The sequence below is a fragment of the Micropruina glycogenica genome (assembly GCF_900289045.1).
In the GTDB taxonomy this organism is placed as follows: domain Bacteria; phylum Actinomycetota; class Actinomycetes; order Propionibacteriales; family Propionibacteriaceae; genus Micropruina; species Micropruina glycogenica.
Genome location: NZ_LT985188.1, coordinates 2,870,244 through 2,895,299, shown reverse-complemented (window position 1 = coordinate 2,895,299; position 25,056 = coordinate 2,870,244). Strand labels below are relative to the sequence as shown.

The 25,056-nt window shown below is 68.6% G+C and carries 22 protein-coding genes; 14 read left to right on the top strand and 8 right to left on the bottom strand.

Features of this window, described 5'->3' with window-relative positions; genetic code table 11:
* Position 1: 1 nt before the first annotated feature.
* From MPLG2_RS13555 to MPLG2_RS13540, 5 genes are all read left to right on the top strand, one after another.
* The gene (locus tag MPLG2_RS13555) at positions 2-1,540 is read left to right on the top strand and encodes a phytoene desaturase family protein (protein WP_105186586.1); all 1,539 of its coding nucleotides are present in this window, start codon (positions 2-4) and stop codon (positions 1,538-1,540) included.
* Positions 1,541-1,638: 98 nt separating this feature from the next.
* Positions 1,639-2,559, top strand: coding sequence for a hypothetical protein (locus tag MPLG2_RS19505; protein ID WP_231935662.1), 921 nt, complete (start codon positions 1,639-1,641; stop codon positions 2,557-2,559).
* Between the two features lie 157 nt (positions 2,560-2,716).
* The gene (locus tag MPLG2_RS19500) at positions 2,717-3,328 is read left to right on the top strand and encodes a DinB family protein (protein WP_231935661.1); all 612 of its coding nucleotides are present in this window, start codon (positions 2,717-2,719) and stop codon (positions 3,326-3,328) included.
* Positions 3,325-3,885, top strand: a complete 561-nt coding sequence (locus tag MPLG2_RS13545) for a DNA-3-methyladenine glycosylase I (RefSeq protein ID WP_105186584.1) — start codon at positions 3,325-3,327, stop codon at positions 3,883-3,885. The genes MPLG2_RS19500 and MPLG2_RS13545 overlap by 4 nt, the downstream gene beginning before the upstream one ends.
* Before the next feature lie 205 nt (positions 3,886-4,090).
* On the top strand, positions 4,091-4,957 hold the full coding sequence (locus MPLG2_RS13540) for a DUF4349 domain-containing protein (protein ID WP_158681215.1): 867 nt from the start codon (positions 4,091-4,093) through the stop codon (positions 4,955-4,957).
* Between the two features lie 168 nt (positions 4,958-5,125).
* On the opposite strand, the gene MPLG2_RS13535 is transcribed toward MPLG2_RS13540, so the two are convergent.
* From MPLG2_RS13535 to MPLG2_RS13525, 3 genes are all read right to left on the bottom strand, one after another.
* Positions 5,126-6,319: an ATP-binding protein gene (locus MPLG2_RS13535; protein WP_105186582.1), complete on the bottom strand. Its 1,194-nt coding sequence runs from the start codon at positions 6,317-6,319 to the stop codon at positions 5,126-5,128.
* A 64-nt stretch (positions 6,320-6,383) separates the two neighbouring features.
* Positions 6,384-7,310: a LysR substrate-binding domain-containing protein gene (locus tag MPLG2_RS13530; RefSeq protein ID WP_197709950.1), complete on the bottom strand. Its 927-nt coding sequence runs from the start codon at positions 7,308-7,310 to the stop codon at positions 6,384-6,386.
* A gap of 36 nt (positions 7,311-7,346) precedes the next feature.
* Positions 7,347-7,655: a hypothetical protein gene (locus MPLG2_RS13525; RefSeq protein ID WP_105186580.1), complete on the bottom strand. Its 309-nt coding sequence runs from the start codon at positions 7,653-7,655 to the stop codon at positions 7,347-7,349.
* Between the two features lie 703 nt (positions 7,656-8,358).
* On the opposite strand from MPLG2_RS13525, the gene MPLG2_RS13520 reads away from it, so the two are divergent.
* The 7 genes from MPLG2_RS13520 to alr all read left to right on the top strand — a co-directional run bounded on the left by MPLG2_RS13520 (position 8,359) and on the right by alr (position 15,357).
* Positions 8,359-9,510: a thiamine pyrophosphate-dependent dehydrogenase E1 component subunit alpha gene (locus MPLG2_RS13520; protein WP_231935660.1), complete on the top strand. Its 1,152-nt coding sequence runs from the start codon at positions 8,359-8,361 to the stop codon at positions 9,508-9,510.
* Positions 9,510-10,484, top strand: a complete 975-nt coding sequence (locus MPLG2_RS13515; protein ID WP_105186578.1) for an alpha-ketoacid dehydrogenase subunit beta — start codon at positions 9,510-9,512, stop codon at positions 10,482-10,484. Before MPLG2_RS13520 ends, MPLG2_RS13515 begins: the two co-directional genes overlap by 1 nt.
* A 26-nt stretch (positions 10,485-10,510) precedes the next feature.
* Positions 10,511-12,028 (top strand): dihydrolipoamide acetyltransferase family protein, encoded by a 1,518-nt coding sequence (locus tag MPLG2_RS13510; RefSeq protein ID WP_105186577.1) that lies wholly within the window; start codon positions 10,511-10,513, stop codon positions 12,026-12,028.
* A gap of 7 nt (positions 12,029-12,035) precedes the next feature.
* A complete protein-coding gene (locus tag MPLG2_RS13505) occupies positions 12,036-12,572 on the top strand; it encodes a DinB family protein (protein WP_105186576.1) in 537 nt (178 codons plus the stop codon).
* Between the two features lie 324 nt (positions 12,573-12,896).
* Entirely contained in the window at positions 12,897-13,403 is a 507-nt protein-coding gene (locus tag MPLG2_RS13500; protein ID WP_197709949.1) for a DUF3995 domain-containing protein, read from the top strand.
* A 12-nt stretch (positions 13,404-13,415) separates the two neighbouring features.
* Entirely contained in the window at positions 13,416-14,228 is an 813-nt protein-coding gene (locus MPLG2_RS13495) for a sulfurtransferase (protein ID WP_105186575.1), read from the top strand.
* Between the two features lie 4 nt (positions 14,229-14,232).
* On the top strand, positions 14,233-15,357 hold the full coding sequence (gene alr / locus MPLG2_RS13490; RefSeq protein WP_105187679.1) for an alanine racemase: 1,125 nt from the start codon (positions 14,233-14,235) through the stop codon (positions 15,355-15,357).
* 131 nt (positions 15,358-15,488) lie between these two features.
* Here the strand turns inward: alr and MPLG2_RS13485 are convergent, their stop codons facing one another.
* Together MPLG2_RS13485 and MPLG2_RS13480 are read right to left on the bottom strand one after the other, a co-directional pair.
* Positions 15,489-17,810 (bottom strand): beta propeller repeat protein, encoded by a 2,322-nt coding sequence (locus MPLG2_RS13485; RefSeq protein ID WP_105186574.1) that lies wholly within the window; start codon positions 17,808-17,810, stop codon positions 15,489-15,491.
* Between the two features lie 313 nt (positions 17,811-18,123).
* Positions 18,124-18,360, bottom strand: coding sequence for a hypothetical protein (locus MPLG2_RS13480; RefSeq protein ID WP_158681214.1), 237 nt, complete (start codon positions 18,358-18,360; stop codon positions 18,124-18,126).
* Positions 18,361-18,412: 52 nt separating this feature from the next.
* Here MPLG2_RS13480 and MPLG2_RS13475 point away from each other — a divergent pair, with 52 nt between their 5' ends.
* Positions 18,413-19,999: an IS1182 family transposase gene (locus MPLG2_RS13475; RefSeq protein WP_105187436.1), complete on the top strand. Its 1,587-nt coding sequence runs from the start codon at positions 18,413-18,415 to the stop codon at positions 19,997-19,999.
* Between the two features lie 177 nt (positions 20,000-20,176).
* Here the strand turns inward: MPLG2_RS13475 and MPLG2_RS13470 are convergent, their stop codons facing one another.
* From MPLG2_RS13470 to MPLG2_RS13465, 3 genes are all read right to left on the bottom strand, one after another.
* Positions 20,177-21,319 carry an FAD-dependent oxidoreductase gene (locus MPLG2_RS13470; RefSeq protein WP_105186572.1) on the bottom strand — a complete coding sequence of 381 codons (1,143 nt, stop codon included), beginning with the start codon at positions 21,317-21,319 and terminating at the stop codon, positions 20,177-20,179.
* Between the two features lie 329 nt (positions 21,320-21,648).
* A complete protein-coding gene (locus tag MPLG2_RS18570) occupies positions 21,649-21,816 on the bottom strand; it encodes a hypothetical protein (RefSeq protein WP_158681213.1) in 168 nt (55 codons plus the stop codon).
* Positions 21,817-21,866: 50 nt separating this feature from the next.
* Positions 21,867-22,637 (bottom strand): polyphosphate polymerase domain-containing protein, encoded by a 771-nt coding sequence (locus MPLG2_RS13465; protein ID WP_105187678.1) that lies wholly within the window; start codon positions 22,635-22,637, stop codon positions 21,867-21,869.
* Positions 22,638-22,916: 279 nt separating this feature from the next.
* On the opposite strand from MPLG2_RS13465, the gene MPLG2_RS13460 reads away from it, so the two are divergent.
* On the top strand, positions 22,917-24,938 hold the full coding sequence (locus tag MPLG2_RS13460; RefSeq protein ID WP_105186571.1) for a spermine/spermidine synthase domain-containing protein: 2,022 nt from the start codon (positions 22,917-22,919) through the stop codon (positions 24,936-24,938).
* Positions 24,939-25,056 lie beyond the last annotated feature (118 nt).

Here is a 25,056-nt window from a genome sequence, read left to right as displayed (position 1 = left end):
TGTGACCAGCGTCGTGATCGTGGGCGGCGGGCACAACGCCCTCACCGCAGCCGCCTACCTGGCCCGAGCCGGGGTCGAGGTCACCGTGCTCGAACGGCTCGACAATGTGGGCGGCGCGGCGATCTCTGCCACCGCCTTCACCGGCCTCGACGCCCGGCTCTCGCGCTATGCGTACCTGGTCAGCCTGCTGCCGCGCTCGATCGCCGACGACCTCGGGCTCGACGTGTCCCTGGTGCGCCGGCGGTACTCGTCGTACACCCCGGTGCCCGGCACCGACCGCGGCCTGCTGATCGACAACGGCGACGAGGCCGCGACCCGCGGCTCGTTCGCCTCGGTGGGCGCCGCCGGCGACGCGGCCCGGTTCGCCGACTTCTACCGGCGCATCAGCGCCTTCGCCGCGCCGCTGTTCGACACCATGACCGGTCCGCTACCCACGCGTGACCAGGCGAAATCGCTACTCGGGGCCGAATGGAGCCCGTTCGTGGAGCGTCCGATCGGCGAGGCGATCGAGGCTGCTGTGGCCGATGACCTGGTGCGCGGCGTGATCGCCACCGACGCCCTGATCGGCACGTTCACCGACCTGCACGAGGCCATCGACGGCAACCGCTGCTTGCTCTACCACGTGATCGGCGGCGGCACCGGCGACTGGGACGTGCCGATCGGCGGCATGGGCGTGGTGTCCGGGGGCATGGAGCGGGCCGCGCGGGCCGCCGGTGCGAAGTTGGTCACGGGGGCCGAGGTGACGGCGATCGATCCCGATGGCGCCGTCGAGTACCTGCACGGCGGCGAGCAACACCGGGTCACCGCCGACCTGGTGCTGGCCGGGGTGGCGCCCGACGTGCTCGCCCGGCTGTTGGGCGAGACGTTGACGGTGCGCGCCGAGGGTGCCCAGGTGAAGGTGAACCTGTTGCTGCGCCGGCTGCCCCGGCTGCGGCAGCAGGGCGTCCGGCCCGACGCGGCGTTCGGCGGCACCTTTCACATTCACGAGACGCTCACCGAGCTGGCCGCCGCCCACGCCGCAGCCTTGGACGGCCGGGTGCCCGACCCACTGCCCGCCGAGATCTACTGCCACTCGCTGGCCGACCCGTCGATTCTGGGCGCCGACCTGCAGCGGAACGGCTATCAGACGCTCACCCTGTTCGGCCTGCAGGTGCCTGACCGGCTGGTCGACGCGTTCGGCAACGACGCACTGCGGGACGCCCTGCAATCAGCCGCGCTCGCCAGCCTCGACTCGGTGCTGGCCGAGCCGATCGAATCGGTGCTGGCCACCGACGGCGACGGACGCCCCTGCGTCGAGGTGAAGACCACCCGCGACATCGAGCAGGCGCTGGCCATGCCCGGCGGCAACATCTTTCACGGCCCGCTGTCGTGGCCGTGGGCCGAGGACGAGCCCCTCGACACCCCGGCGCGGCGCTGGGGCGTGGCGACCGATCACGACCGGGTGCTGCTCTGCGGTGCGGGTGCTCGACGGGGCGGGGGAGTGTCGGGCATCGCCGGCCAGAACGCGGCGATGGCAGCCCTCGAACGCTTGGCGCAGTGATGGGGCAGGCAGCGCAGGCCGTTGTCGCTTTTCGGAGGCTCCGTGCGAGCTCATACGCCGCCGACGATGGCACGCGCGGGCGATCGCGGCTTGGGCGCATGCGCGGCCGGTCGCGCCTGTGGTCGGGGGTTCTACTGCTCGCGATGATGGTCGGTTGTACGGTGCCGGGCCCTCCGGCTCCGGCTGAAAGCCCAACGGTGGTGGTGTCGGCGACTCCGACTCTGTCGGATCGCGATCAGCGCATTCACGACGCCATGGAGCGGCGCGAGGCAGTGGTTCAAAGCTTCACGGCCAAGCCTTGGCAGAAGCGCTCGTGGGAGCAGGTCTCGAGCGGGTACCTGCCCGATGTCGAGCGCTACCAGGATCGACTGAGCATCGCCCGTGAAGAGAGCGACGAACGCGCGTACCAAGACCCATCGACCGTGTACGCCGAGACGGGCTCGATCGTGGTGGCAGCCCAACGGGACCCTTACAACAGTGAAAGTGTCTCTCTGTTTCGATGGCGCGGGAACGAGCTGACCATGCTGTTCACCCTGCCCTGGACCAACGACTTGTGGATGCCCAAGGCGGTCGATGGCGCGTCCATCGGGCCGGCCGATGCGCGTCTGACTGGACAGTTGATTCGATACTGGCAAACCGGTGATCTGCCGTCGGATGTCACCTTGGACCCCAATGGCCTTCCGTTTGCCTTCGGCGACAACTACGACGAGCCGGTCAAAGAGAGCCGCTCCTGTGCGGTGCACCACGAAGGTTCAGAGTCTTTTGCGTGGTCACTGCCGGTCGAGTTCGGGCAGCTCAGCCTGGTTGCGATCGATTGCCGCTATCGGGTGCGAACGCCGCCGGACTATCGGGTCGGCCTGCCGTCCGACGACTCCGATATCACCGGCAACACCAAGGTCTCTTATCGCAGGCTCGACTGCCGGTGGATCTACCCCATGCGGGTACTCGTCAAAGACAACGGTGCAGTCGCATGGGAACACATCGGTGCTCAGCCGATGGACGTGTGCACTGCAAGCTGAGCTCGGAACCACCAATCGCCGCCCACCGTGCGACCCCAGAAGGGGAGAGACCAGGCCTGCACCGCGCCCATCGTCGCGGCGGCGCCAACGGCGAGTCGGGGTGAGGTCCGCAACTTCGCCGGTGGTTCTTGTCAGTCGCCTCTGCCACAGTGACGAGGTGAGCAACGACGCCAACGACCCCAAGCAGGTACTGCTGCGCTACCTGCAGACCACGCACGACGCGGTGCGCTGGAAGCTGCAGGGGCTCAACGAGTACGACCTGCGTCGTCCGCTCACGCCCACTTGCACCAACCTGCTCGGGGTCGTGAAACACCTGGCCATGGTCGAGCTGGGCTACTTCGGCGAGGTGTTCTGCCGGGTGCCCGAGGTGAGCGTTGCATGGTTCGCCGACGACGAGGCGCAGATGGCGACCGTGCCCACCATCGACATGTACGCCAGCGCCACGCAGACCAGCGCCGAGGTGCTGCAACTGTTCGACGAGGCGCGCGCCAACACCGAACGAACGGTCGCCGAACTCGACCTGAACGCCCCCGGGCGGGTGCCCTGGTGGGGCGAGCGCGGCCAGGTGACGCTGCAGCGCATCCTCGTGCACATGATCGAAGAGACGGCTCGGCACGCGGGGCAACTCGACATTCTGCGCGAACAGCTCGACGGCCGAGCGGGGTTGCGCGCCGACAACGACAACCTCGCCGACTTCGACACCGACGGCTGGGCCGAGTACCGCGCCCGGGTGCAGGCCATCGCCGACGGCTTCAGGGCCTACCAATGAGCACCTTTCGCTGCTTCGGCACTGGCGACGAGCTGTACGAGGCCTACCACGACACCGAATGGGGGGTGCCGCCGCAGGCCTCGCCCGATGAGCGCGAACTGTTCGAGCGGCTCAGCCTCGAGGCGTTCCAATCCGGCCTGTCGTGGATCACGATTCTGCGCAAGCGACCCGCCTTTCGCGCCGCCTTCGCCGGGTTCGACCCCGCTGTCGTGGCCGGCTTCGACGAGACGGACGTTCAGCGGCTGATGGCCGATGCCGGCATCGTGCGCAACCGCATGAAGATCGACGCCACCATCGCCAACGCCAGGGCACTGCTCGCCCTGCACGCGCAGGGCCAACAGCTGACCGACGTGTTCGAGGCGCACCGTCCGGCGACACGTGACGTGCGGCCCAACTCGTTCGCCGAGGTGCCCGCCTCGACGGCTGAGTCGGTCGCGCTGGCGAAGCACCTGAAGCGCCTCGGTTTCCGCTTCGTCGGCCCCACTACGGCCTATGCCGCCATGCAGGCACTCGGCTACGTCGACGACCACCTCGCCGGCTGCCTCGTGGTGCAGTAGAGCGCTGGTCGAGCCTGTCGAGACCCCTTGGTTCCGTCATTCCGGCGCACGATCCGTCATTCCGGCGAACGCCGGAATCTCCTGGCCGGTGCGCGCCTTCGTGGGTGTGAGATCCCGGGGCAGGCCCGGGATGACGGACGGGTCCGTCAGATCCGTCACCCGGTGCACTCCGCAACGCGCGCCGCAGCGCCGGCGTGTCAGGAGTATGAGGACCTTCACCGGCCGGCGCCTGCTGGCGACCCTGTGCCTGATCGCGTTGACCGGATGCACCGGCGTGGCCACCCTGCCCGTCGTCGATTCGGCGCCGGCCGGCGGCGATCGTGCCGAGCCGCAGGCGTCCACGCTGCCCGAGGACGGCCCCAGCGACGCTGCCCGTGACGTGGTGCGCACCGGGTCGTTGACGGTGCGCACGGCCGACGCGCAAGCCGCGGCCACCCAGCTACGTGCCCTGGCCGGCGCCAATGGCGGGTACGTGTCGTCAGAGAACCTCTCCACCGGCGACGGCACCCGGGCCAGGGCGACCATCGTGCTCAGCGTGCCGGCCGACTCCCTCGACCGAGTGATGGACGAGGCCGCGAAAGTCGGCGAGCTCGTCACTCGTGAACTGACCGCCAAAGACGTCACCGCCACCGTCGCCGACGTCGACGCCCGCGTGCGCACCTTGCGCGAGTCCATCGAGCGGGTTCGGGCGCTGATGAACAAGGCCGGCTCGATCGCCGATGTGGCTCGGGTCGAGAGCGAGCTCACCTCGCGGCAGTCCGAACTCGAATCGCTGCTGGCCAGCCAGAAGGCGCTACAGAAACAGGTGGAACGCGCCCCGATCACCGTCACCCTGGTCAGGCCGGCCGACCAGGTCGTGCCGACGAACCCGTTCGTCACCGGCCTGACCAACGGATGGGCTGCGCTGCAGAACTCGATCGCGGTGCTGCTCACCGTGCTCGGCGCGGTGCTGCCGTTCGCGCTGATCGCCGGTGCCATCGGCTGGCCGCTGATTCATCGCCGTCGCAAGGCTGGGACGACTGCCGCCCAGGCGAAGTCGGCTGAGGAAAAGCCCGAGGACGTCGCTGGTTGAGATCGTCGTCACTGGCGTTCACGACGGTCTCGACATTTAGTGTCGTGGTGCTCGTCGGGCCGTGACTCTGGTCTCGACTGACCCTCGCATTGCGGGGGTGTCTTGTGCTTGAGCTGTCCGGCCCGACGGGTGGGTGACCAGCGGTTTCGAGAGCTCAACGAACGACTTCTAGGCGGTGTCGGCCAACGCCACCCGTCCACGCAGAAAGCGACCGAAGTGCGGCACGGTGAACGCGATGCGGCCGCGTTCGCTGGCGTAGATCAGTCCCTTCTTGATCAGCGCGTCGCGGGCGGGGGACACCGATTGCGGCTTACGGCCCAGCACCTCGGCCACAGCAGCCGAAGGCACGGCGCCCGAGTCGTCGGGGTCGGCGTCGGCCATCGCCCTCAAGTACTCGCGCTCGGCGGCCGTGGCGCGTTCGAGTCGTGATCCGAAGAAGCCCACCGCGAGCTCTTGTTCGGCCTCGGGCGCTGCGACCGCGACGTCGTCCAGGCCGATCGGTGAACCGGGGGCGAGGTCCCAGACCACCTTGCCGTAGGCCTGCACGAAGTACGGGTAGCCGCCCGTGACCCGGTAGAGCTCTGCCAGGGCGTCCGCTGTGAAGGCGGCGTCTTCGTCGGCGGCCGGGGCCGACAGGGCGAGGTCGGCGGCGTCGCGGTCGAGCCGGTCGATGCGGGCGTAACCGAACAGCCGTTCCGAGTACGACTTCGACGCGCTCAAGACAGCGGGAAGGTGCGGCAGCCCGGCGCCCACAACGATCAGCGGCAAGCCCTGCTGGCCGAGTTCGTGGCAGGCGGCGCACAGGGCAGAGACGTCGTCGGGGCCGAGGTCTTGCATCTCGTCGATGAAGATCGCGACGCCCCGCCGGCGGTCGGCGGCCAGCCCGGCCACGTCGGTGAGCAACTCGACCAGGTCGATCTCGATGTCGCCCGAGTCGGCGCGTCCGACCACCGTGGGCGCGCTGATGCCCGAGTTCCAGCGGTCGTAGGCCTTGGCGTTGGCCGGCGCTGCCCGCTCGACGAACGCCTTCAGTGTCGACAGCACGCCGGTGGCGTCGGGGTGGCCCAGTTCGCGAATCGCCATGTGCAGGGCCGCGCCCAGCGGACGCCGCACCGACTGGTCGGGTCGCGCCTCGAGCTTGCCCGTGCCCCAGCCGGCCCGCACGGCCTGCGAACGCATGGCGTTGAGCAGCACGGTCTTGCCCACGCCGCGCAGCCCGACCAGCACGATCGACCGCTCCGGGCGCCCCTTGGCGACGCGTTCGAGCACGAACCGGAACGCCTCGAGTTGCGCGTCGCGTCCGGCCAGTTCGGGCGGCCGCTGGCCCGCGCCGGGGGCGTAGGGGTTTCTGATCGGGTCCATGATCGGACTGTATGGCGCTGTCTAGCCCTAACGGCAGATTGGGGCAGAGTGTCGCAGACTTTGCTCAGGCGATGGCGTCGGGCACGATGTCGCCGGTCGCTTCGCGCACCTTGTCGATCAAACCGTTCATCACCAGTCGGACGGCGTGTGTGTGCTCGACCGCCCGGCGCACCATCAGGTGCACGGTGCGCTGCGGGGTGGGGTTGGTCACCTCGAGCGTGACCACACTCTCGGGCAGAGATTCGGTGCACAGCCGCGGCATCACCGCGACCCCGATGCCGACCGCCACGAAGGCGATGGCGGTGGTGTGGTTCGCGGTGCGCACCGAGTACGTCGGCGAGAAGCCGGCCGCGACGCAGGCCCGCTTGAGGTTGATCACGCACCAGGCATGATCGGAGTCATGGGCGATCCAGCGCTCGTCGGCCAGTTCGGCGAGCTCGATCGTGCAGCGTTCTGCGAGCCGGTGACCGGCGGGCACCAGGGCGCGGTAGGGCTCGTCCATCAGGGGCCAGGAGCGAAACCCGGGCGGTGCCGCGAAGTCGCGCGGCGCCACCAGCAGCTCGACGTCGGTGCGCTCGGCTTCGCCGGCGGGCAGTTCGCGCACGCTCAGGTCGAGCCGCAGCCGCGGGTGTTCGGCCAGTACCCGCTGCACGATTTCAGGGATCCACTCCATGGCGGCCGAGGTGAAGTACGACATCGACAGCGTGCCGGCGCGCCCTTCGCGCAGGTCTGCCACTTTGGCTTCGACCTCGGCCAGTTGGCCGAACAGAGTGTCGGCGGCCTGCACGAGTTCGAGGCCGGCGTCTGTGGGTTCGATGCCGCGGCCGGCCTTGCCGAGCAGCACCAAACCTGTTTCACGCGACAGGGCAGACACCTGCTGGCTGACCGCCGAAGGCGTGTAGCCGAGATTGGCTGCAGCGGCCTGAATCGACCCGGCCGCGACCACCGCGCGATAAACCCGAAGTCGTTGGATGTCCACCATGCGGCTCATGTTATCAAGCAGAGCTAACGAGAGCGCAGTGCAGCGTCAGCAGGGCTTCACGATGATGGCGGATCCGGACCAGCCACCCAGCGGGCTGAAGCTGGCACCAAGGGTGCGAACGAGTCGGCTCGGAACGGCGGGGGTGGGCCGAACGGACGTCGAGGCGTCCGGCGCGTGGTCGAGGGCCTGTGACAGGTAGCGCAGTTCGGCCACTTGCTCGCGATAGACGGTGGACGCCTCCGAGGCGGCGTCGGCGCCGAACGGCACGCGGGGGAGCGCCTGCGTGCGGCGATGGGTGCGCTCGAGCAGCCAGACAAGGGGAGCGAACAAGACGAGGGTGAGCAGGATTTCCATGATGCGAGAGGCGCCTTTCGAACAGCCGAACCTGGCACCAATTCTGGGCCTTTGGACTAATAAGCGCAAGCGCGGCTTTCTTCATCACCATTCAGTGCAGGTGAACAATAGAAGGCGGTGTCGGGGGTCAAGAAGGTTGAGCGATCTCGAGATGCCCTCACAGTGTCGGGTTGGCTTGCGACCGTCGTGTTGCAGCACGAAATCGTGCAGTTCCGGCGAAAGCGTGCAGCCATCTCGAGATCGCCCGGCGCCCTCACTCGGGGAAGCAATGACTCTTCGCTGATCGAGTGTGTCGAGACCGCTTCTGGGCGCCGGGGCCGGCGATCAGTGATTTTCTGGGGAACCGTCCCTGGGTTTCGACCGCTCGGGCGGCAACGGGGGGTTCTCGGTCCGATCCCGTGGCCGTTCACTCGGAGCCATCCCCAGGTTCGTGCCCGGTGGGGGTGGCTTTGAACCGTCCCTGGGATTCGCCCGACCGGCCGCGGTTGCGATCCGGCGCGGGGTCTCGACCAGCCGCGGCTTCGGGTGGAGGATGGGCCGGGGGGCGTCGAGGCCCCCTCGAAAGGAGCCGCACACTCGTCCGACAACCCTCGCCGTGCGCCGATTGGCGAGCCGACCCAGCTTTGACCTACGGTTACGTAACCAACAACTTAGCCCTTCGACAGAGACCGATCCCAGGCTCACGAGCTTGAAAGGAACTGTTGTGTCCGACCCCGCTGTAGACGACTTCGTGCAGTTGCTCACCCCCGACGGTGAGCGCGTGCAGCACCCGGCGTTCAGTTTCGAGGGCACTGACGAGCAGATCGCGGGCTACCTGCGCGAAATGGTGTTGGCCCGAAGGTTCGACAATGAGGCCACCGCGCTGCAACGTAAGGGCGAACTCGGCCTGTGGCCGCCGTCGCTGGGCCAAGAGGCGGCGCAGGTCGGCTCGGTGAACGCCACCCGGCTGCCCGACTTCGTGTTTCCGTCGTACCGCGAGCACGCCGTGGCCCTGCACCTGGGCATCGACCCGGTCGAGATGCTCACCACCTTTCGGGGCACTGCGATGGTGCCATGGAACAGCGCCGAACAAGGCCTGCACCTCTACAGCTTCGTGATCGGCACCCAGACGTTGCACGCCGTGGGCTACGCCATGGGCTTGCAGCGCGACGGCCTGAACGGCAACGACGACCCGGCCGCCAACGGTGCGGTGATGGTCTACTTCGGCGACGGCGCCACCAGCCAGGGCGACGTCAACGAGGCCTTCATCTTCGCCGCCAGCTACACCGCCCCGGTGGTGTTCTTCTGCCAGAACAATCAGTACGCGATCTCAGAACCCATCGCGCTGCAGTCGAAGATTCCGCTGTACCGACGAGCGTCCGGCTTCGGCTTCCCCGGCGTGCGGGTCGACGGCAACGACGTGCTCGCCGTCCAGGCCGTCACCAGTTGGGCGCTCGGCCGGGCCCGGCAGGGCCACGGCCCAACCCTGATCGAGGCCTACACCTACCGCATGGGTGCGCACACGACGTCCGACGACCCAACCAAGTACCGCAGCCGTGACGAAACCGAGCAGTGGCGCGCGCGCGACCCGATCAGCCGGGTGCAGAGCTATCTGCTCTCATCCGGCGCCATCGACCAGGCCTGGTTGGACGCCCTCGACGCCGACTGCGAGGAGCTCGCCGAACGGGTGCGTGAGGGCGCCGTGACGCTGCCCGAACCCCACCTGGAGGACTTGTTCGACCACGTGGTGATCGATCCGGGCGACGTGCTGCTCGAACAGCGCGACGACTACCTCGAATACGAGGCGGGCTTCGACGATCACCCCCGCGACCCGGCCGGCGAAGCCGTGCACGCTGAGGTTCAGGAGGCGTTCTGATGGCGACGATGACCGTGGCCAAGGCGCTCAACGCGGGCCTGCGCCGGGCGCTGGAGGCCGATCCCAAGGTGCTGCTCTACGGCGAAGACATCGGCAAGCTCGGTGGCGTCTTTCGCATCACCGAACACCTGCAGCGCGACTTCGGGCCCGAGCGGGTGATCGACTCGCCACTGGCCGAGTCGGGCATCGTCGGCACAGCCGTCGGGCTGGCGCTGCGCGGCTACCGGCCGGTCGTCGAGATTCAGTTCGACGGCTTCGTCTACCCGGCCTTCGACCAGATCATCAGCCAGGTGTCGCGCTTCTACTTTCGCTCGCACGGTGCGCTGAAGATGCCCATGGTGGTGCGCATTCCCTACGGCGGCGGCATCGGCGCGATCGAGCACCATTCCGAGTCGCCGGAGGCCTACTTCGCGCACACGCCCGGGTTGAAGGTGGTCACCTGCTCGAACCCGGTCGACGCCTACTGGATGATTCAGCAGTCGATCGCCTCGAACAACCCGATCATCTTCTTCGAGCCCAAACGCCGCTACCACGAGAAGGGCGAGGTCGACACCGAGATCGAGCCGATGCCGCTGTTTCAGGCCCGCGTGGTGAAGCCCGGCGACGACCTCACCCTGATCACCTACGGCCCCATGGTGCGCACCTGCGCCGAGGCCGCGATCGCCGCAGCCGAAGAGGGTCACGACATCGAGGTGATCGACCTGCGGTCCCTGGCGCCGCTCGACATGGCGACGGTCATCGAGTCGGTGCACAAAACCGGACGCGCCATCGTGGTGCACGAGGCGGCGCTCACCCTGGGCATCGGTGCCGAGATCGCCGCCCGCGTGCAGCAGGAGTGCTTCTTCGCGCTGCAGGCGCCGGTGCTCCGCGTCACCGGCTACGACATTCCCTACCCGCCCAGCCGGGTCGAGACCTCGTTTCTGCCCGATCTCGACCGCGTGCTCGACGCCGTCGACCGCTCCATGACCTACTGAATGCTTGCTCACAAGGGGAGATTGCGATGAAGGAGTTCCGGCTACCCGATCCCGGTGAGGGACTGGTCGAGGCCGACATCGTCCGCTGGGTCGTCACTGAGGGCGACGAGGTGAAGGTCAACGACATTCTGGTCGAGATCGAAACCGCCAAGTCGATCGTCGAACTGCCCTCGCCCTGGGCGGGCCGCATCGCCCGGCTGATGGTCGACGAAGGGGCGACCGTCGAGGTCGGCTCGCCGATCGTGATGATCGACGACGGCGTAGGAACGGTTGCTGCGCCTGAGGCCGAGCCCGTCGAGGCTGCTGTGGTGGACGATTCGTCATCCCGGGCTCGACCCGGGATCTCGGACGACGCCGAACCTGACGACGCCGAACCTGCAGCCGGAGATCCCGGGGTTCGCCGGGATGACGAAAGTCCCGCGTCCACCGAGTCCGAAGCGTTCCTGGTCGGGTACGGGGTCAAGTCGGCCTCGCTGGCCCGCCGGCCGCGCAAGACGTCCGCGGGCCTGGGTAAGCCGATCGGGCCGGTCACCGACCAAGTGCAGGACTCCTACGCCGCAGACCAGCCGGTGTCGCGTCCGATCGACCAGGCCACCACGACGGGCCCGATCACCGCCGAAGCGAGCGGCGGCCCGCTGCCACGGCCGGGGCAGGCGCCCAAGTCGCACTCGGCGTCGAAGCGGGCGCTCGCCAAGCCGCCGGTGCGCCGGTTGGCCCGCGATCTGGGCCTCGACCTCGATCTGGTGGACGGCACCGGCCCCGACGGCACCATCACCGCCGAGGACGTGCTCGCCGCGGCCGTGTCGGCCCGGGGCGGCGCCACCCGAACCAGCTCGCGGGTGGCCGAGCGCGTGCCGCTCAAGGGCGTGCGGCGCGAGATGGCCCGCACCATGGCCCAGTCGTTCAAGGTGCCCACGGCAACGGTGATCATGCAGACCGACGTGACGGCCTCCATGGAGCTGGTGGAGCGGCTCAGGGGGCGCCGCGAGTTCGCCGGGCTGCGAGTATCACCGCTGCTGATCTTCGCCAAGGCGGCCTGCCTGGCGATCGCCCGCAACCCCGACCTGAACTCGACCCTCGACATGGCGGCCAGCGAGATCGTGCGCAACGAAGACGTGAACCTGGGCATCGCAGCAGCCACGCCGCGCGGCCTGCTGGTGCCCAACATCAAGGGCGCCAACCGCATGAACCTGCTGCAGTTGGCCGAGGCGCTGCACAACATGGTGCAGGTGGCCAAGACCGGCAAGGTGCCCACCGAAGACCTCACCAAGGGCACCTTCACGATCACCAACGTGGGGGTGTTCGGGGTTGACGGCGGCACCCCGATTCTCAACCTCGGCGAGTCGGCGATCATGTGCCTGGGCACCATCGCCCGGCGGCCCTGGGTGGTCGGCAAGGGCGCTGATGAGCAGATCGTGATTCGCTCGGTGTGCACGCTGTCACTGACCTTCGACCATCGGCTGGTCGACGGTGAGCTGGCCAGCAAGTTCTTGTCCGACGTGGCGGCGATTCTGGCCGACCCCGGCCTGGCGATGATGTTCTGAGGCGCACGTGATCGAATCGACGACCGAACTCGTCGACCCGCCGAACGCGGGCAACGAGGTCGAGACCCTGATCGGGTTTCTCGACTTTCAACGCGACGTGCTGCGGCGCAAGACCGAGGGAGTGAGCGCGGACGATCTCGCCCGCGCCTTACCGCCCAGCGCTTTGACGCTCGGTGGGTTGCTGAAGCACCTCGCCCTGGTCGAGCACATGTGGTTCACGGAGTTCTTTCTGGGCCAGGAACCGTCCGAGCCGTGGGCGAGCGTCGATTGGGACGCCGACCACGACTGGGAGTTCAGCAGCGCCGCAGGCGAGAGCCCCGCGTACTTGCGGTCGCTGTTCGACGCCCAGGTCGCCGATTCAGACCGCATCATGGTCGAGGCGCTGGCTCGTGGTGGTCTCGACCGGCTGGCGATTCGTGCCAGGCGCGGCGAAGAGCAGGTCAACCTGCGCTGGATTCTGGTGCACCTGATCGAGGAGTACGCGCGGCACCTGGGCCACGCCGACCTGTTGCGCGAGGCCATCGACGGTGCGGTCGGCGACTGATCCGACAATCGCTGGTCGAGCTTTGGGAGACCCCTTCTTGGTTGCGTCTGGTGCCGCGCAGCGGGGGCACCCCTGTCCCGCCCTTGCTGGACTGCTCGGCTAGCGCCTCGCAGTGCGCAAATGCCCGACCCACCCTGACAGGGGCGCCCCCGCTCCGCTTCAGCGTTGCGTCCACCGCTGGTCGAGCTTGTCGAGACCCCAGTGGCCAGTGGCGCGAGTTGGGGACGGTTCCTATCTCGCGCCACCCAAGGACTTGGCGTGAGTTGAGAACCGTCCCCATCTACCGCCAGAAGCGGCGCTCGTGGCAGCGGCCATACTGACCACGTGACCACACCCCGACTGTCACCCCTGAAGTCGTCGGCGCGAGCCCTGCTCTGGCTGGCTGCCGCGTGCGGCCTGGTGCACGCAGCCTTCAGTGCGTACTGGGCTTTCGGCGGCCTGTGGCTGGCCGAGACGCTGGGGCAGTGGGCGCTGGACTGGTACCGCTCGGCCCCCGCGTCGGCCATGGCCGTGCTGCTGGTGATCGCGGGGGTGAAGGCCGTGGTGGCGCTCGGCCCGTTGATCAACGAGCACCGCCCGCTGCCGGGGTACCGGTGGTGGCGCGTGCCGGGCTGGCTGGGCGGCGCGGTGCTACTGCTGTACGGCGCGGCGAACGCGGTCGGCGCCTGGCTGGTGCTCGCCGGGGTGGTGTCGACCACGGCGTCGGATCGGCCGGCGTTGATCGGTCATGCCGCGTTGTGGGACCCCCTGTTCGCACTCTGGGGCGCCCTGCTGCTCGGCGGCCTGACGGCAAGTCGCGGTCGGCGCGCGCCCGCTTCTGGCGCCGCGTGAGAGGGTGAACCCATGGCGCGTGACGATGTGCTGATCACTGTGGAGGCCCTCGCCGGGCTCGACGAGGTCGACCTGCTCGACGTGCGGTGGCGGCTCGGTGACGCCGACGGTGCCGGCCGCGAACGGTACCTGGCCGGGCACATTCCGGGGGCACGGTTTCTCGACCTCGAAAGCGTGCTGACCAGCCACGGCGAACCCACCGACGGTCGACACCCGCTGCCCGACGTCGACACCCTCGAAGAAGGGCTCGGCGCGCTGGGGGTGAGCGGCGACCGCTTGGTCGTGGTGTATGACGAGGCGGGCTCGTTCGCGGCGTCCCGGGCCTGGTGGGTGCTGCGCTGGGCCGGCCTCAACGTTCGGGTGCTTGACGGCGGTCTCGGCGCCTGGACCGCCCAGGGGCGTCCTCTCGCCGAGGGAGAGGCGCAGGTCACGCCGGTCGACCTGTTGCTGACCGTGGGGCACCTGCCCACCATCACCGCCGATGAGGCGGCCGCGTTCGACGGCACCCTGATGGACGCCCGCGCCCCCGAACGTTTCCGCGGCGAGACCGAGCCCCTCGACCCGGTGGCCGGCCACATTCCCGGCGCGGTCAACGTGCCAGTCAGCCAGTTTTTCGCCGAGGGTGGACGGCTGCCCGACGACGAGGTGCTGCGTGGCCTGCTCGATCGCACCGGCCCGCTGGCCGCCTACTGCGGGTCGGGGGTCAGCGCTGCCCAACTGGTGCTGGCCGGAGCGGCGCTCGATCGTTCGATCGCCCTCTACCCCGGGTCGTGGTCGGCGTGGAGCAACGATCCCAGCCGTCCAGTCGCCACCGGTGAGCACTGAGCCGATGACCTACCCCACCACCGCGCGCACCCTGCTGGGCAACATCGAACACAACTTGCGCGGTATCCGCGCGCGGGTGGGTGACCGTCTGGTGCTCGCTGCGGTGAAGGCGAACGCCTACGGCCATGGTGCGGTGGCGGTGTCGCAGATGATCGAACGCACCGGTGCCGCCGACTGGCTGGGCGTCGCGACCGTCGAAGAGGGGCTGCAGCTACGCGACGCCGGGGTGTCGCTGCCGATCTTGAAGTTCTCACCCACCCGTGACGTAGACGACGTCACTCGCGCGTTGCTGGCGGGCATCACGCTGTCGGTGGTCGATCAGGCGTCCATCGCTCAGGTGGCCGCGGCGGCCGACGCCCTCGACCTTTCCGACGTGGCGGTGCACCTCAAGGTCGACACCGGCATGCGTCGAGTGGGCGCCGAGCCGGCGGACGCCCCCGCGTTGGCGGCGTCCATCGCCGGCCACCCACGCCTGCGTCTGCAGGGCGTGTTCAGCCACCTGCCCATTTCGGACAGCCCCGCCGGCGACGAGTTCACCCGGCAGCAGGCCGCGCTGTTCGCCGACACGGCGGCCGCGATCGAGGCTGGGGTGGGGCCGGTCGAACTCAAGCACTTGGCCAACTCGGGCGGCGTGCTGGGCCACCCCGAAACGTGGTTCGACATGGTGCGTCCCGGCATCATGATCTACGGCAGCCTGCCCGACCCGCAGGCCCAGCGCACCGTCGACCTTCACCCCGGACTGGAGCTGACCACCCGGATTTCCTTCGTGAAACCCGTAGCCAAGGGTGAAACCGTGGGCTACGGACGCACCTGGACCGCACCCCGCGACACCTACGTGGCAACTATTCCCGTGGGCTACGGCGACGGGTACTCACGGCTGCTGTCGAACCGCGGCCGGGTGGTGATCGGGGGAGAGAGCTACCCCATCGCGGGCCGCGTCTGCATGGACCAGACCATGATCGACCTAGGCCCCGAACCGGTGGCGGCGGTCGGCGACGAAGCGGTGCTGATCGGACGGCGGGGCGACGCCGAGATCACCGCCGAGAACGTAGCCGAGCTGATGGGCACGATCCCCTACGAGGTGACCTGTTTGATCACCCCTCGGGTCACCCGCGAAGCGGTGGACTGAGCAGATCCGTCAACCCGATGAATGAGGGGTCTCGACAAACTCGACCGGCGGAAATCCGTCATCCCGGCGAACGCCGGGATCTCAACGGTGGCCGTCCGGCGGGATCGTCCACCGTGCGCCAACACCCACTCTCACAGCGGCACGGTCTGCACCACCGTGCTGGCGGTCAGTCGGTTCACGAGCGTGAGCATCAGGTGAAGCTGATTGCCGTCCACCAGCGCGTCATCGAGTCCGACCAGCACACCCTCCGACCACCCCTCCACTGCGAGAGGCTGCGCCGTCCAGGTGAGACCGTCGGGCGATCGGTAGATGGTGAAGGTATGTAGGTCGTCGGAGCGCACCACCCAGATGAACTCGTTCTCGGACGCCGCCAGCAGGGACCCTTCCTCGCCGCCCTCGAAGGCGTGGAAGGTCCAGGATCGGCCACCGTCCGTCGAGCGCCACATGGCACGCACCGAGCGTTTGGCCTTCGCCGCGCGCGCCCAGCCGCTGGCCACCAGCGCGTCGCCCACCCGCACCACCGACCACAGGGCGGCAGCGGGGTAGCCGGGGGAGTCGAGTCTGATCAGCCGCCAGTAGTCGTTGTTGCCAGACACCCATGCCGCAGGTCGCTGATAGCGCGCCGATCTGGTCTCGCCAACCGCTACCAAGCCCCTTGGCATCGCCAGCACGCCGTTCATGATCCGCCCCCGGTTCTCGAGGCCGTGCAGGTCGTCCAACGGCGCATTCCGGTCGTACCAGTCGCCACGCGCCGTCACTTTCGTCGGACTTCCCTCGGTCCACCGGACGCCGTTGGTCGAGGTGTAGGCGAGCGCGGAGGTGCGCACGTCGCCGTTGGTCGACTTCTCACCCACGACCACCCATTGATCGTGGGCCCAGGTCAGATCGTTGATCTCACCGCTGTGGTACTGGCCGGTGGCGTTGAACGCGTCGCTGCGCGATCTCGTCCAGTTCGTGCCGTCGGCCGAGTGCAGGGTGAGCGCGTGCTCGTCGGCGTGGCTGCCCGTGGCCAGAAAGCCACCGCGTGCCGACCAGGCGAGGTAGTCGATACTGTCGTCGGCCCGGTCGACCACGACGCGGGGAGTGTCGAAGCCACCCTGGTCATTGCCCGGCCACCAGACCTCGGCGCCCTGGGCGGTGCCGTAGCCGGCCACCCGGCCGTCGACGAGCATCAGACCCGACGGCGAAATCGCCTTTCCCGCCGACTCCGGCGGTGTTACGCGAACCTCGGTGATCGCCCCCGTGGCGCCGAGACGCCAGAGCGCACTGGACGAGGGCCGGGTCTCGGTCTGCACCGCCAGAACGGCCGTGTCGTTGGCCACGGAGGCGGTCCAGAGAGATGTCGAGGCCTCAGCGACCGGGTGGCTGACCGTCGTCCATCGGCCCGCCTCGAGCCGCTGCACCCAGGCCTTGCCAACATCGTCGGCCGTGCTGGCGTACTGAGCGGCGATCAGGGTCGACCCCAGCGACATCAGGCTTCCGACGCCCGAGGATTGGTAGGGCTCGGCGAGCTTCGGCAGCCGTCGCCACGCGGTCAGATCGTCACTGCGCAGCAGCAGCGGACGATACGTGCCTTCGCTCTGGTCGAAGTACGAGCCTCCGACCACGAACCCCGACGGCGTGGCTGTGACAGCCCCGAGCGAGCTGTAGAACTTGCCGGAGTCCGCCGGCTCGGGCACCGTCACGGCCCGCCAGTTCTCACCTCGATCACGGGAGGTGAACAGCAGCGACTCACCCGAGCGTCCATTGCGGCGTTCGGCCAAGTCGTGCCCGCCGACGGCGACCAGTCGATCGCCGCGAGCGGCCACCTGCTGCAGGTAGCCCTCGGCCTCGGGCGCCTTGGCCCGGGTCCAGCCGACGCCATCTGCAGACAGCCAGATGGACGGCCTGGTGACGCCGACTGTCCAGGATTGACCGACCGCCACGAATCCTCCACCGGTCAGTCCCGACACGCTCTCGACATGGTCGGCGTCGCTGTCGAGGCCGGTCACCGGCGTACGGTTCCACGTCTTCGCGTCGGCACTCGTCCAGGCGATCACGTCGTCGCCCGCTGTGCCCAGGGCCAGCCACGTTCGGCGCTCGCCCGAGATGGCCACTGCTGCGACGCCGGATGCCGCCTCGTCGACCGTGGTTGCGCGAGCGGCGTCATCAGTGAGTTGCCAGTCGGTCCAAGTGGCGCCGGCGTCGGCCGACCAGCGCAGCAGAGGTAGCGTTCGGCGGCCGTCGACGTCAGCCACCATGACCAGGGTGGTGCCGTCGCTGGCCAGGTCGTGGACGGTGATCTCGGCGGCGTCGGCGCGATCGGGCAGCGGCGGGAATTGGTCGGGTGGCAACGCGGGCGCGTTGACCGCACTGCTGCTCGCCGTGGGCGGCGGCGGGGTTTCGCCGGTGCAACCGGCCAGGGTGAGCGCCAACGCGAGCAGCGCGGCGATGATGCGGGGGTGGTACGGCATGCCAGCACGCTAAGTGCTGCCACCGGCACAAATCGGGGCTGGGGGCTCAGCGGTCGAAATCTGTGGATAACTATCGAGATTCGTCGGTGCAATTGTGCGATCCCGGCGTGCGCCGGGATGACCGGAGGAGCGCTGCGCACACGGGCCCTCGAACAACCACCTCCGTCATCCCGGCGGACGCCGGGATCTCCGAACGCAGGGCGCAGAAAACCTCGCCGTCATCCCGGCGGACGCCGGGATCTCCGAACCGCACGGTGGAGAGAAGCCCTCGGCAGGCGCCCGGACGATTCTCGACACGCTCGACCAACGACGTTCAGTCCGGTGGCAAGGGTCCGCCTGGACGCTCCCTTTGCACCAGGTCGAGCAACTCGTGCCAGGCCTCGATCTTCATGCGCTCCCGGTCGTGCGAGGCACCCCGATTGGCCTCGGCGGCGTCGATGCGCAGCCAGTCGTCGAAGGTCGAGGGCCAGAACCCGCGCGCCGCCAGCACGTCCAGCAGGTTCACCCGGTCGTGCCGCGGCTCCTGATTCGCTAGGAGACTGCTGAACAATTCGCCTGCGTGCCGCGCGACCTGATTGGTGGTCGGCTGGAATTCTTGGGTGGTGCAGGGTGAGTGGAGTCCGCAGCGGGACGTGTTGGATGTGGAGTCGTTGGCGGGGCATCTGCTGGCGGAGGGCAGCGTGTTCCGCTTCCTGGCCGAGCATCGGCAGCGGTTGTTCCCGGACGCGTTGTTCGCTGACTTGTTCCCCTCAGGCCGTGGACGGCCCTCGATCCCGGGCGAGGTGATCGCGTCGGTGATCGTGCTGCAGTCCCTTCATGGGTTGTCGGACCGGGAAGCGGTCGAGGCGCTCACGTTCGACCTGCGGTGGAAAGCAGCGTGCGGGTTCCCGATCGACGCGAAGGGGTTCGATGCGTCGTCGTTGACGGTGTGGCGGCGTCGGCTGGCGTCCAGCGGGCGGCCGCAGCGGATCTTTGAGGTGGTCCGGGACGTGATCGCCGCGACGGGTGCGGTGAAAGGTCGTCAGCGGCGGGCGTTGGATTCGACGATCCTGGATGATGCGGTGGCCCGACAGGACACCGTCACCCAGCTGATCGCCCAGGTCCGCCGGGTGGGCCGGGAGGTGCCCGGCGCCCATCAGGTGATCGGCGAGCGGTGCACTCGGCTGGCCGCGTTGACCGGGCAGGGCTACGACTCCACCGCGAAACCGCGGATCGCGTGGGACGACGCCCAGGCCCGCGACGAGTTGGTGACCGCACTCGTGAACGACGCCCTTGCCCTGCTCGACGGCCTTGATGTCGAGACGATCACTGCCGCTGGCGGCAAGCCGGCCGAGGCGATCGCCCTACTCGCGTTGGTCGCCGGGCAGGATGTCGAACCGGCCGAAGACTCTGACGGCACCGATGGCCAGTGGCGGATCGCCCGGCGGGTCGCCCCGGATCGGGTCATCTCGACCGTCGACCCGGAGGCGCGGCATGCGCACAAGACAGTGGAACGTCGCCAGGACGGGTTCAAGGCCCACGTGGTGGTCGAGCCCGACACCGGGCTGGCCACGATGGTTGAGCTGACCAAGGCTGCCGGCCCAGACAACAGCGACGCCACTGTCGGTGCCCGTCTCGTGGTCGCCGATCCGACCATCGATACCGGCGCGGTTGAGGTGTTGGGTGATTCGGCCTACGCCACCGGAGACATGCTGCACACGCTCGAGGGCAAGGGGTGGGCAGCGCTGGTGAAACCGTGGCCGACCCGGCCCGCCGTCGCCGGCGGGTTCGGCAACGACGACTTCACCCATGACCCGGCCGCCGGCACCCTGACCTGCCCGGCCGGGATCACCAAGACGATCACCAAGACACGTAAGGCGGTGTTCGGCATCGCCTGCCGAGCCTGCCCGTTCAGGCAGCGGTGCACCACCGCGGCGAAGGGTCGCACCATCCAGTTGCACCCTCACGACTTGCTGCAACGTCAGCACCGTCAGCGGGCCCTCGACGCCGACTTCCAGGCCACCTATCGGCAGCACCGGCCCATGGTCGAACGCACGATCGCCTGGCTCACCCGAGGCAGCCGGAAGGTGCCCTACCGAGGCGTGGACAGGAACAACAACTGGCTCCACAATCGGATCGCAGCGATCAACCTGCGCCGACTCCTCGCCCTTGGCCTGACCCACGGACCGACCGGCTGGACGATCGCCTGACCCACCGCCCCGGACAGGGCATACAACCCAGCCAAACAGCGCCCACGACGGACCCCAGACGGGCGGCACGACACCGTCGTCGCGATCAAGGGCACTGACCCAAACTCGCCGCTCGACGACCCTGGCGGCGTCCCGCCCGCCTCACACGCCCACCACGCCCTCAAAATGGCGCCTTGTTCAGCAGACTCCTAGATCGGCGAGCACTTGTTCGACGGTCTCTTTGGCGTCGGACTTGTTGGTACCGATCACCCCCACCGGGCCGCGTTTGATCCAGCCCACCACGTACTCGCGCGGGGCGACCTCACCGGCCTCGAGCACCCGTCCGTCAGCTGACGGAATCACGCCCAACTCGTCGTCGAACGGTACCCCCGGCAGCCGGACGGCCCGGTACCCGATCGCTCGCAGCACCAACTGCACGCTCAGTTGCTCGGTCTCACCGGTGCCGACCACGCGGCCGTCGGCGTCCATGCGGGTGCGTTCGAGCACCAGCCCGGTCAGCGGATCGCTCTGCACCTGCACCGGACGGCGCCAGAACAGAAAGTGCAGCCGCACCCGCGGCTGCTTCACCTCGGCCTCGGAGGCCGCCCGCAACACCGCCAGGTTGGCCCGGCTGCGGCGGTCGAGCGGCTCTTCGTCGATCCATTCCAGCGAGTCGGGGGCGACGGTGACCCGCACCCCGGGGGTGGTGCACAGTTCACGCAGCTCGGTGGTGGTGAAGCTGGCGTGCTGGGGTCCTCGGCGTCCGATCACCCACACGTCGGTGATGGCGGCGCGGCGCAGTTCGGCCAGCACGTCTTCGGGCATGTCGGTCGAATCGAGCGCCGCCGGCTCTTTGACCAGAATGCGGGCCACGTCGACCGCCACGTTGCCCACGCCGACGGCCGCCACCTGACGCACGCCGTCCAGCGACTGCGGCTCGGCGTCGGGGTGGCCCGAGTACCAGGCCACGAACGCGCGCGCCGATCGGCTGCCCACCGCGTCTTCGCCGGGCACGCCCATGCGCAGGTCTTCGCTGGCGCCCACGGCGTAGATCACTGCGTCGTAGCCGGCCAGCAGCTCGTCGCGGGTCACGTCACGCCCCAGGGTCACCAACCCCAGAAACCGGACGTTGGGCGACTCGAACACTCGCGCCAGTGCGGTGGCCACCGACTTGATCGAGGTGTGGTCGGGTGCCACCCCGTAGCGCAGCAGCCCGTAAGGGGTCGGCAGCCGGTCGAAGATGTCGACCTCGATGTCGGGCCGGGCGGCCAGAAACTGTGCCGCGAACAGCCCGGACGGCCCCGCGCCCACGATCGCGACGCGGTAGCGGGCAGGCGGCATGGCGGCACCCTACTCGGGTGCGTCCGTCAACCGATGCAGGCGGCGGACGACGCGAGCGAACTGACTGGCCGGGTCGTCCAGCCGTGGCCGAGCACCGACCACCCGCGAACCGGTGTTGGTCGAGACTGCCGAAACCCCCGTCAGGCGAGGTGTCGACACGCTCGACCAGCCAGCGGCCATCCTTCCCTGTCGATGAGGGCTCTGCAGACTCAACCAACGACCGTCAGCTCACGACAAGAACTGCATGCTCATCAGCGGCAGGTAACCGTTCATCTGGCCCTGCGCGTTGGGGTGGAACGAGGCCCCCGCGGTATGACCGCACTCGTCGACTATCGGGCCGGCCCTCGACCGGCGGCCACCGAGTCGCCGAGCGCGACGTAGGTGATGCCGTCGGCCATGGGCCGTGGCGCTGCCACCGCAGGGGTGAGGCTGAAGCTTGATGCGAGAACGGTGAGGGCGGCAACGGTTGCCGCCACGATGCGCCGGCGAGGGAGCACGATGAATCCTTTCCCCTCCCGCCCCATCGTCAGGTGGCAAGCGGGCCGCTTCAGGCGCAAGAAAGATCCACGAAGTGCTGCTTCAGCACCGGGCGCCACTTGTTCTGCGGCAGGTGCGGGTGCATCGCCGCCAGCGCCGTGGCGTACTTCGAGATGCGGTCGGGGCGGTGCCCCATTGACCAGAGCAGACGGTCCATGCCGACCGCCCGTCCGGTGGTTTTGGTCTCGATGATCGACAGGTCGGGACGGGCGAGCCAGGCCCCGGTGCGCATGTCCCACCAGGTCAGGCCCGAATCGATCGTCACCCGCGACGCGGTCGGTTCGTGAAACAGGGTCACCCGGCGGTAGTCCACCCGTAGCGAGGCCGAGAGTGTGCGGACGGCGTCGGTGCGTACCCCGGCCAGCCGCAGGGTGCGGGCGACGAAGGCGGCACCTTCGTCGCCGAGGCGTCCATTCTGAAGGTGCTGGCCGGGTAGCCGGTCTTTGACGGTGCGGTCGCCGCGCCGGGTCTTCACCTCGAGAAAGCTGGCCCCGTTGGACTCGTAGGTTCGGCTGCGCACCTTGAATCGCCGGCGCCGGTCGCGTGCGGCCAGCAGGTAGGTGTCGAGCGCGTCGGTGTCGAGGTACACCGACGTGTAGCCCAGGTCGGTCACCCCGTCGATCTCGAGCACGCGCGTGCAGCCGGCGTCCACCAAGGCAAGTGCCATGGCGGCGTCGCCGCTGGTCAACGCGTACTTGCGGTCGACCCGGGTCTGCAGGCTGCCGAGGGCGATCAGTTCGTCGAGCCCGATCGTCGTCAGCGTCGAGGTGGTGGTCGTCATGTGGGTGTCCTTGCCGTGCGGTGAATGCAACGCGACCATTCGACCAACGCAGGCTGTGCCCCCGCTGTGACGCGCCCCACAGCCGTCCGTGAGCCAGATCGGGGACGGTTCTACTTCTGGCTCAGGGGACGGTTCTTCTTCTGACTCAGCTACCCGCGCCGTAAGCGACTCGGGTCGAGATCACCGATGTGAGCCAGAAAGAGAGCCGTCCCCGATTCGGTTCACATTCGTGCTCGCACCCTCCCCAGCGGACGCCTCGCGCACCCGTACGATGCCGACGTGGCCGTTCCCGCTCTCTTCGCCCCGCCCACCTGGGCCGGCACCAACGACAAGCCCGTCTTTCGGCTCTGGCTGGGCAGTTCGCTAATGCTGTTTCTCGAGCTGGCGCTGATTCGGTGGCTGGGGGCCAACATCGTGCACCTGTCGTACTTCAGCAACTTCGTGCTGCTCGGGTCGTTTCTGGGCATCGGTGCCGGGTTTCTGATCTCGCGCAAGTCGTGGTCGGTGCTGGGCATCTCGCCGATTCTGCTGGCGGTCGTCGTCACCGCCGTGCTGCTGTTCCCGGTCACGATCAACCGCGAGGGCGGCGACATCATCTACTTCACCTCGCTCGGCACCAGCGGCCCGCCGTCGTGGCTGGCGCTGCCGCTGGTGTTCATCGGCACCGCCGCGATTCTGGCCGGCCCTGCCGAGGCCGTCGGACGCTGCCTCGGCCAGCTCGACAACCTCATCGCCTACCGCTGGGACCTGATCGGCAGCCTCACCGGCATCGTCGGTTTCACGCTGCTGTCGTGGTGGCAGGCGCCGTCCGTGGCCTGGGGCATTCTGGCCTCGGCCGCCTACCTGACCCTGCTGTGGGGCTGGCGCCGCGTGGTGGCCGCAGTCGCCTCGGCCATCACCATCGCCTGCCTGACCGCCGAAAGCCTCGCGCCGGGCGTGTCGTGGTCGCCCTACTACAAGGTGAAGCTCAGCCAAGAGGGCGACTACCAGGGCAAACCGCTCTACCTGATCACGGTCAACGGCGTGCCGCACCAGTTGATGGGGTCGGCCGACTTCAAGCTGACCGCCGCCGAGGCCCAGTACCGCACCCCCTACGGACGCCGGGTGGACGCCCCGCTGCGCAACGTGCTGATCATCGGCGCCGGCTCGGGCTCGGACGTCTCGATCGCCCTGGTCAAGGGCGCGCAGCATGTGGACGCCGTCGACATCGACCCACGCATCATGCAGATCGGCGTCGACCTGAACCCCGATCACCCGTACTCAGACCCGCGCGTGACCAGGCACGTCAACGACGGACGCGCCTTTCTGCAGTCGACCGACACCCAGTACGACCTGATTCTGTTCGCCCTGCCCGACTCGCTGGCGCTGGTGAACGGTGCCTCGCAGATTCGCCTCGAGTCGTATCTGTTCACCCACGAGGCGCTCACCGAGGCCCGCGAGCACCTCACCGACCAGGGCGTGTTCGCGATGTACAACTACTATCGCGAGAACTGGCTCATCGACCGGCTCGGCAACACCGCCCAACAGGCCTTCGGTCACGCCCCCTGCATGGACCTCTTCGCCGCCCACCAGGCCGTGGTCACCGTGGCGAAAGACCCCGCCAACCAGCAGTGCGCCGCCGACAACCACGTGATCGGCACCGACGCCCTCGCCCCCGCCGACGACAACGCGCCGTTCCTGTACTTTCGCGGCGGCTTCATTCCCACCGAGTACCTGTGGGTGCTGGCCGGCATTCTGGTGATCTCGGTGCTGACCGTACGCATTCTCGGCGGGCCGTTCCGCGAGATGCGGCCCTACGCCGACCTGTTCTTCATGGGTGCCGCGTTTCTTCTACTCGAAACCAAGAACATCGCCACCTTCGCCTTGCTGTTCGGCACCACCTGGCTGGTGAACGCCCTGGTGTTCGCGGGCGTACTGCTGGTGGTGCTTGCCGCGGTCGAAGTGACCAGACGCTTTCGGACGCCCCCACTACCGGTCGTGTTCGGCGGCATCGCGGCAGCCCTGCTGGTGGCCTATCTGGTGCCCCCAGACGCCCTGTTGCCGCTGCCGTTCTGGCCCCGGCTGATCGTGGCGGTACTGCTCGCCTTCCTGCCGATCTTTCTGGCCAACGTGGCGTTCGCCAAACGGTTCGCTCAGGCCGACTCGTCCCAGGCCGCGTTCGGGCTCAACCTGCTCGGCTCGATCGTCGGCGGCTGCCTCGAGTACAGCGCCCTGGTCACCGGTTACCGCAACCTGCTGATCGTGGTGGGCGTGCTCTACCTGGCGGCCTTCCTGTTCAAGCCCCGGACGGCGATCGGCTAGGACGCACCGTCATACGGCGCACGCCGGAATGATCGTCGGTCGAGCCTGTCGAGATCACGTCCAATAGCGGTTTCGACACGCTCAACCAGCGGGGGTTCCGTCGGTCAGTCTGTCGTCA

Excerpts from the sequence above, each read along its gene's own strand:
- MPLG2_RS13465 (WP_105187678.1), bottom strand. The coding sequence starts at position 22,637 with ATGACGACCACCACCTCGACGCTGACGACGATCGGGCTCGACGAACTG.
- MPLG2_RS13535 (WP_105186582.1), bottom strand. The coding sequence starts at position 6,319 with ATGGACCCGATCAGAAACCCCTACGCCCCCGGCGCGGGCCAGCGGCCG.
- alr (WP_105187679.1), top strand. The coding sequence starts at position 14,233 with ATGACCTACCCCACCACCGCGCGCACCCTGCTGGGCAACATCGAACAC.
- MPLG2_RS13470 (WP_105186572.1), bottom strand. The coding sequence starts at position 21,319 with ATGCCGCCTGCCCGCTACCGCGTCGCGATCGTGGGCGCGGGGCCGTCC.
- MPLG2_RS13515 (WP_105186578.1), top strand. The coding sequence starts at position 9,510 with ATGGCGACGATGACCGTGGCCAAGGCGCTCAACGCGGGCCTGCGCCGG.
- MPLG2_RS13540 (WP_158681215.1), top strand. The coding sequence starts at position 4,091 with ATGAGGACCTTCACCGGCCGGCGCCTGCTGGCGACCCTGTGCCTGATC.
- MPLG2_RS13525 (WP_105186580.1), bottom strand. The coding sequence starts at position 7,655 with ATGGAAATCCTGCTCACCCTCGTCTTGTTCGCTCCCCTTGTCTGGCTG.
- MPLG2_RS13495 (WP_105186575.1), top strand. The coding sequence starts at position 13,416 with ATGGCGCGTGACGATGTGCTGATCACTGTGGAGGCCCTCGCCGGGCTC.
- MPLG2_RS13545 (WP_105186584.1), top strand. The coding sequence starts at position 3,325 with ATGAGCACCTTTCGCTGCTTCGGCACTGGCGACGAGCTGTACGAGGCC.
- MPLG2_RS13485 (WP_105186574.1), bottom strand. The coding sequence starts at position 17,810 with ATGCCGTACCACCCCCGCATCATCGCCGCGCTGCTCGCGTTGGCGCTC.
- MPLG2_RS13510 (WP_105186577.1), top strand. The coding sequence starts at position 10,511 with ATGAAGGAGTTCCGGCTACCCGATCCCGGTGAGGGACTGGTCGAGGCC.
- MPLG2_RS13530 (WP_197709950.1), bottom strand. The coding sequence starts at position 7,310 with ATGAGCCGCATGGTGGACATCCAACGACTTCGGGTTTATCGCGCGGTG.
- MPLG2_RS19505 (WP_231935662.1), top strand. The coding sequence starts at position 1,639 with ATGCGCGGCCGGTCGCGCCTGTGGTCGGGGGTTCTACTGCTCGCGATG.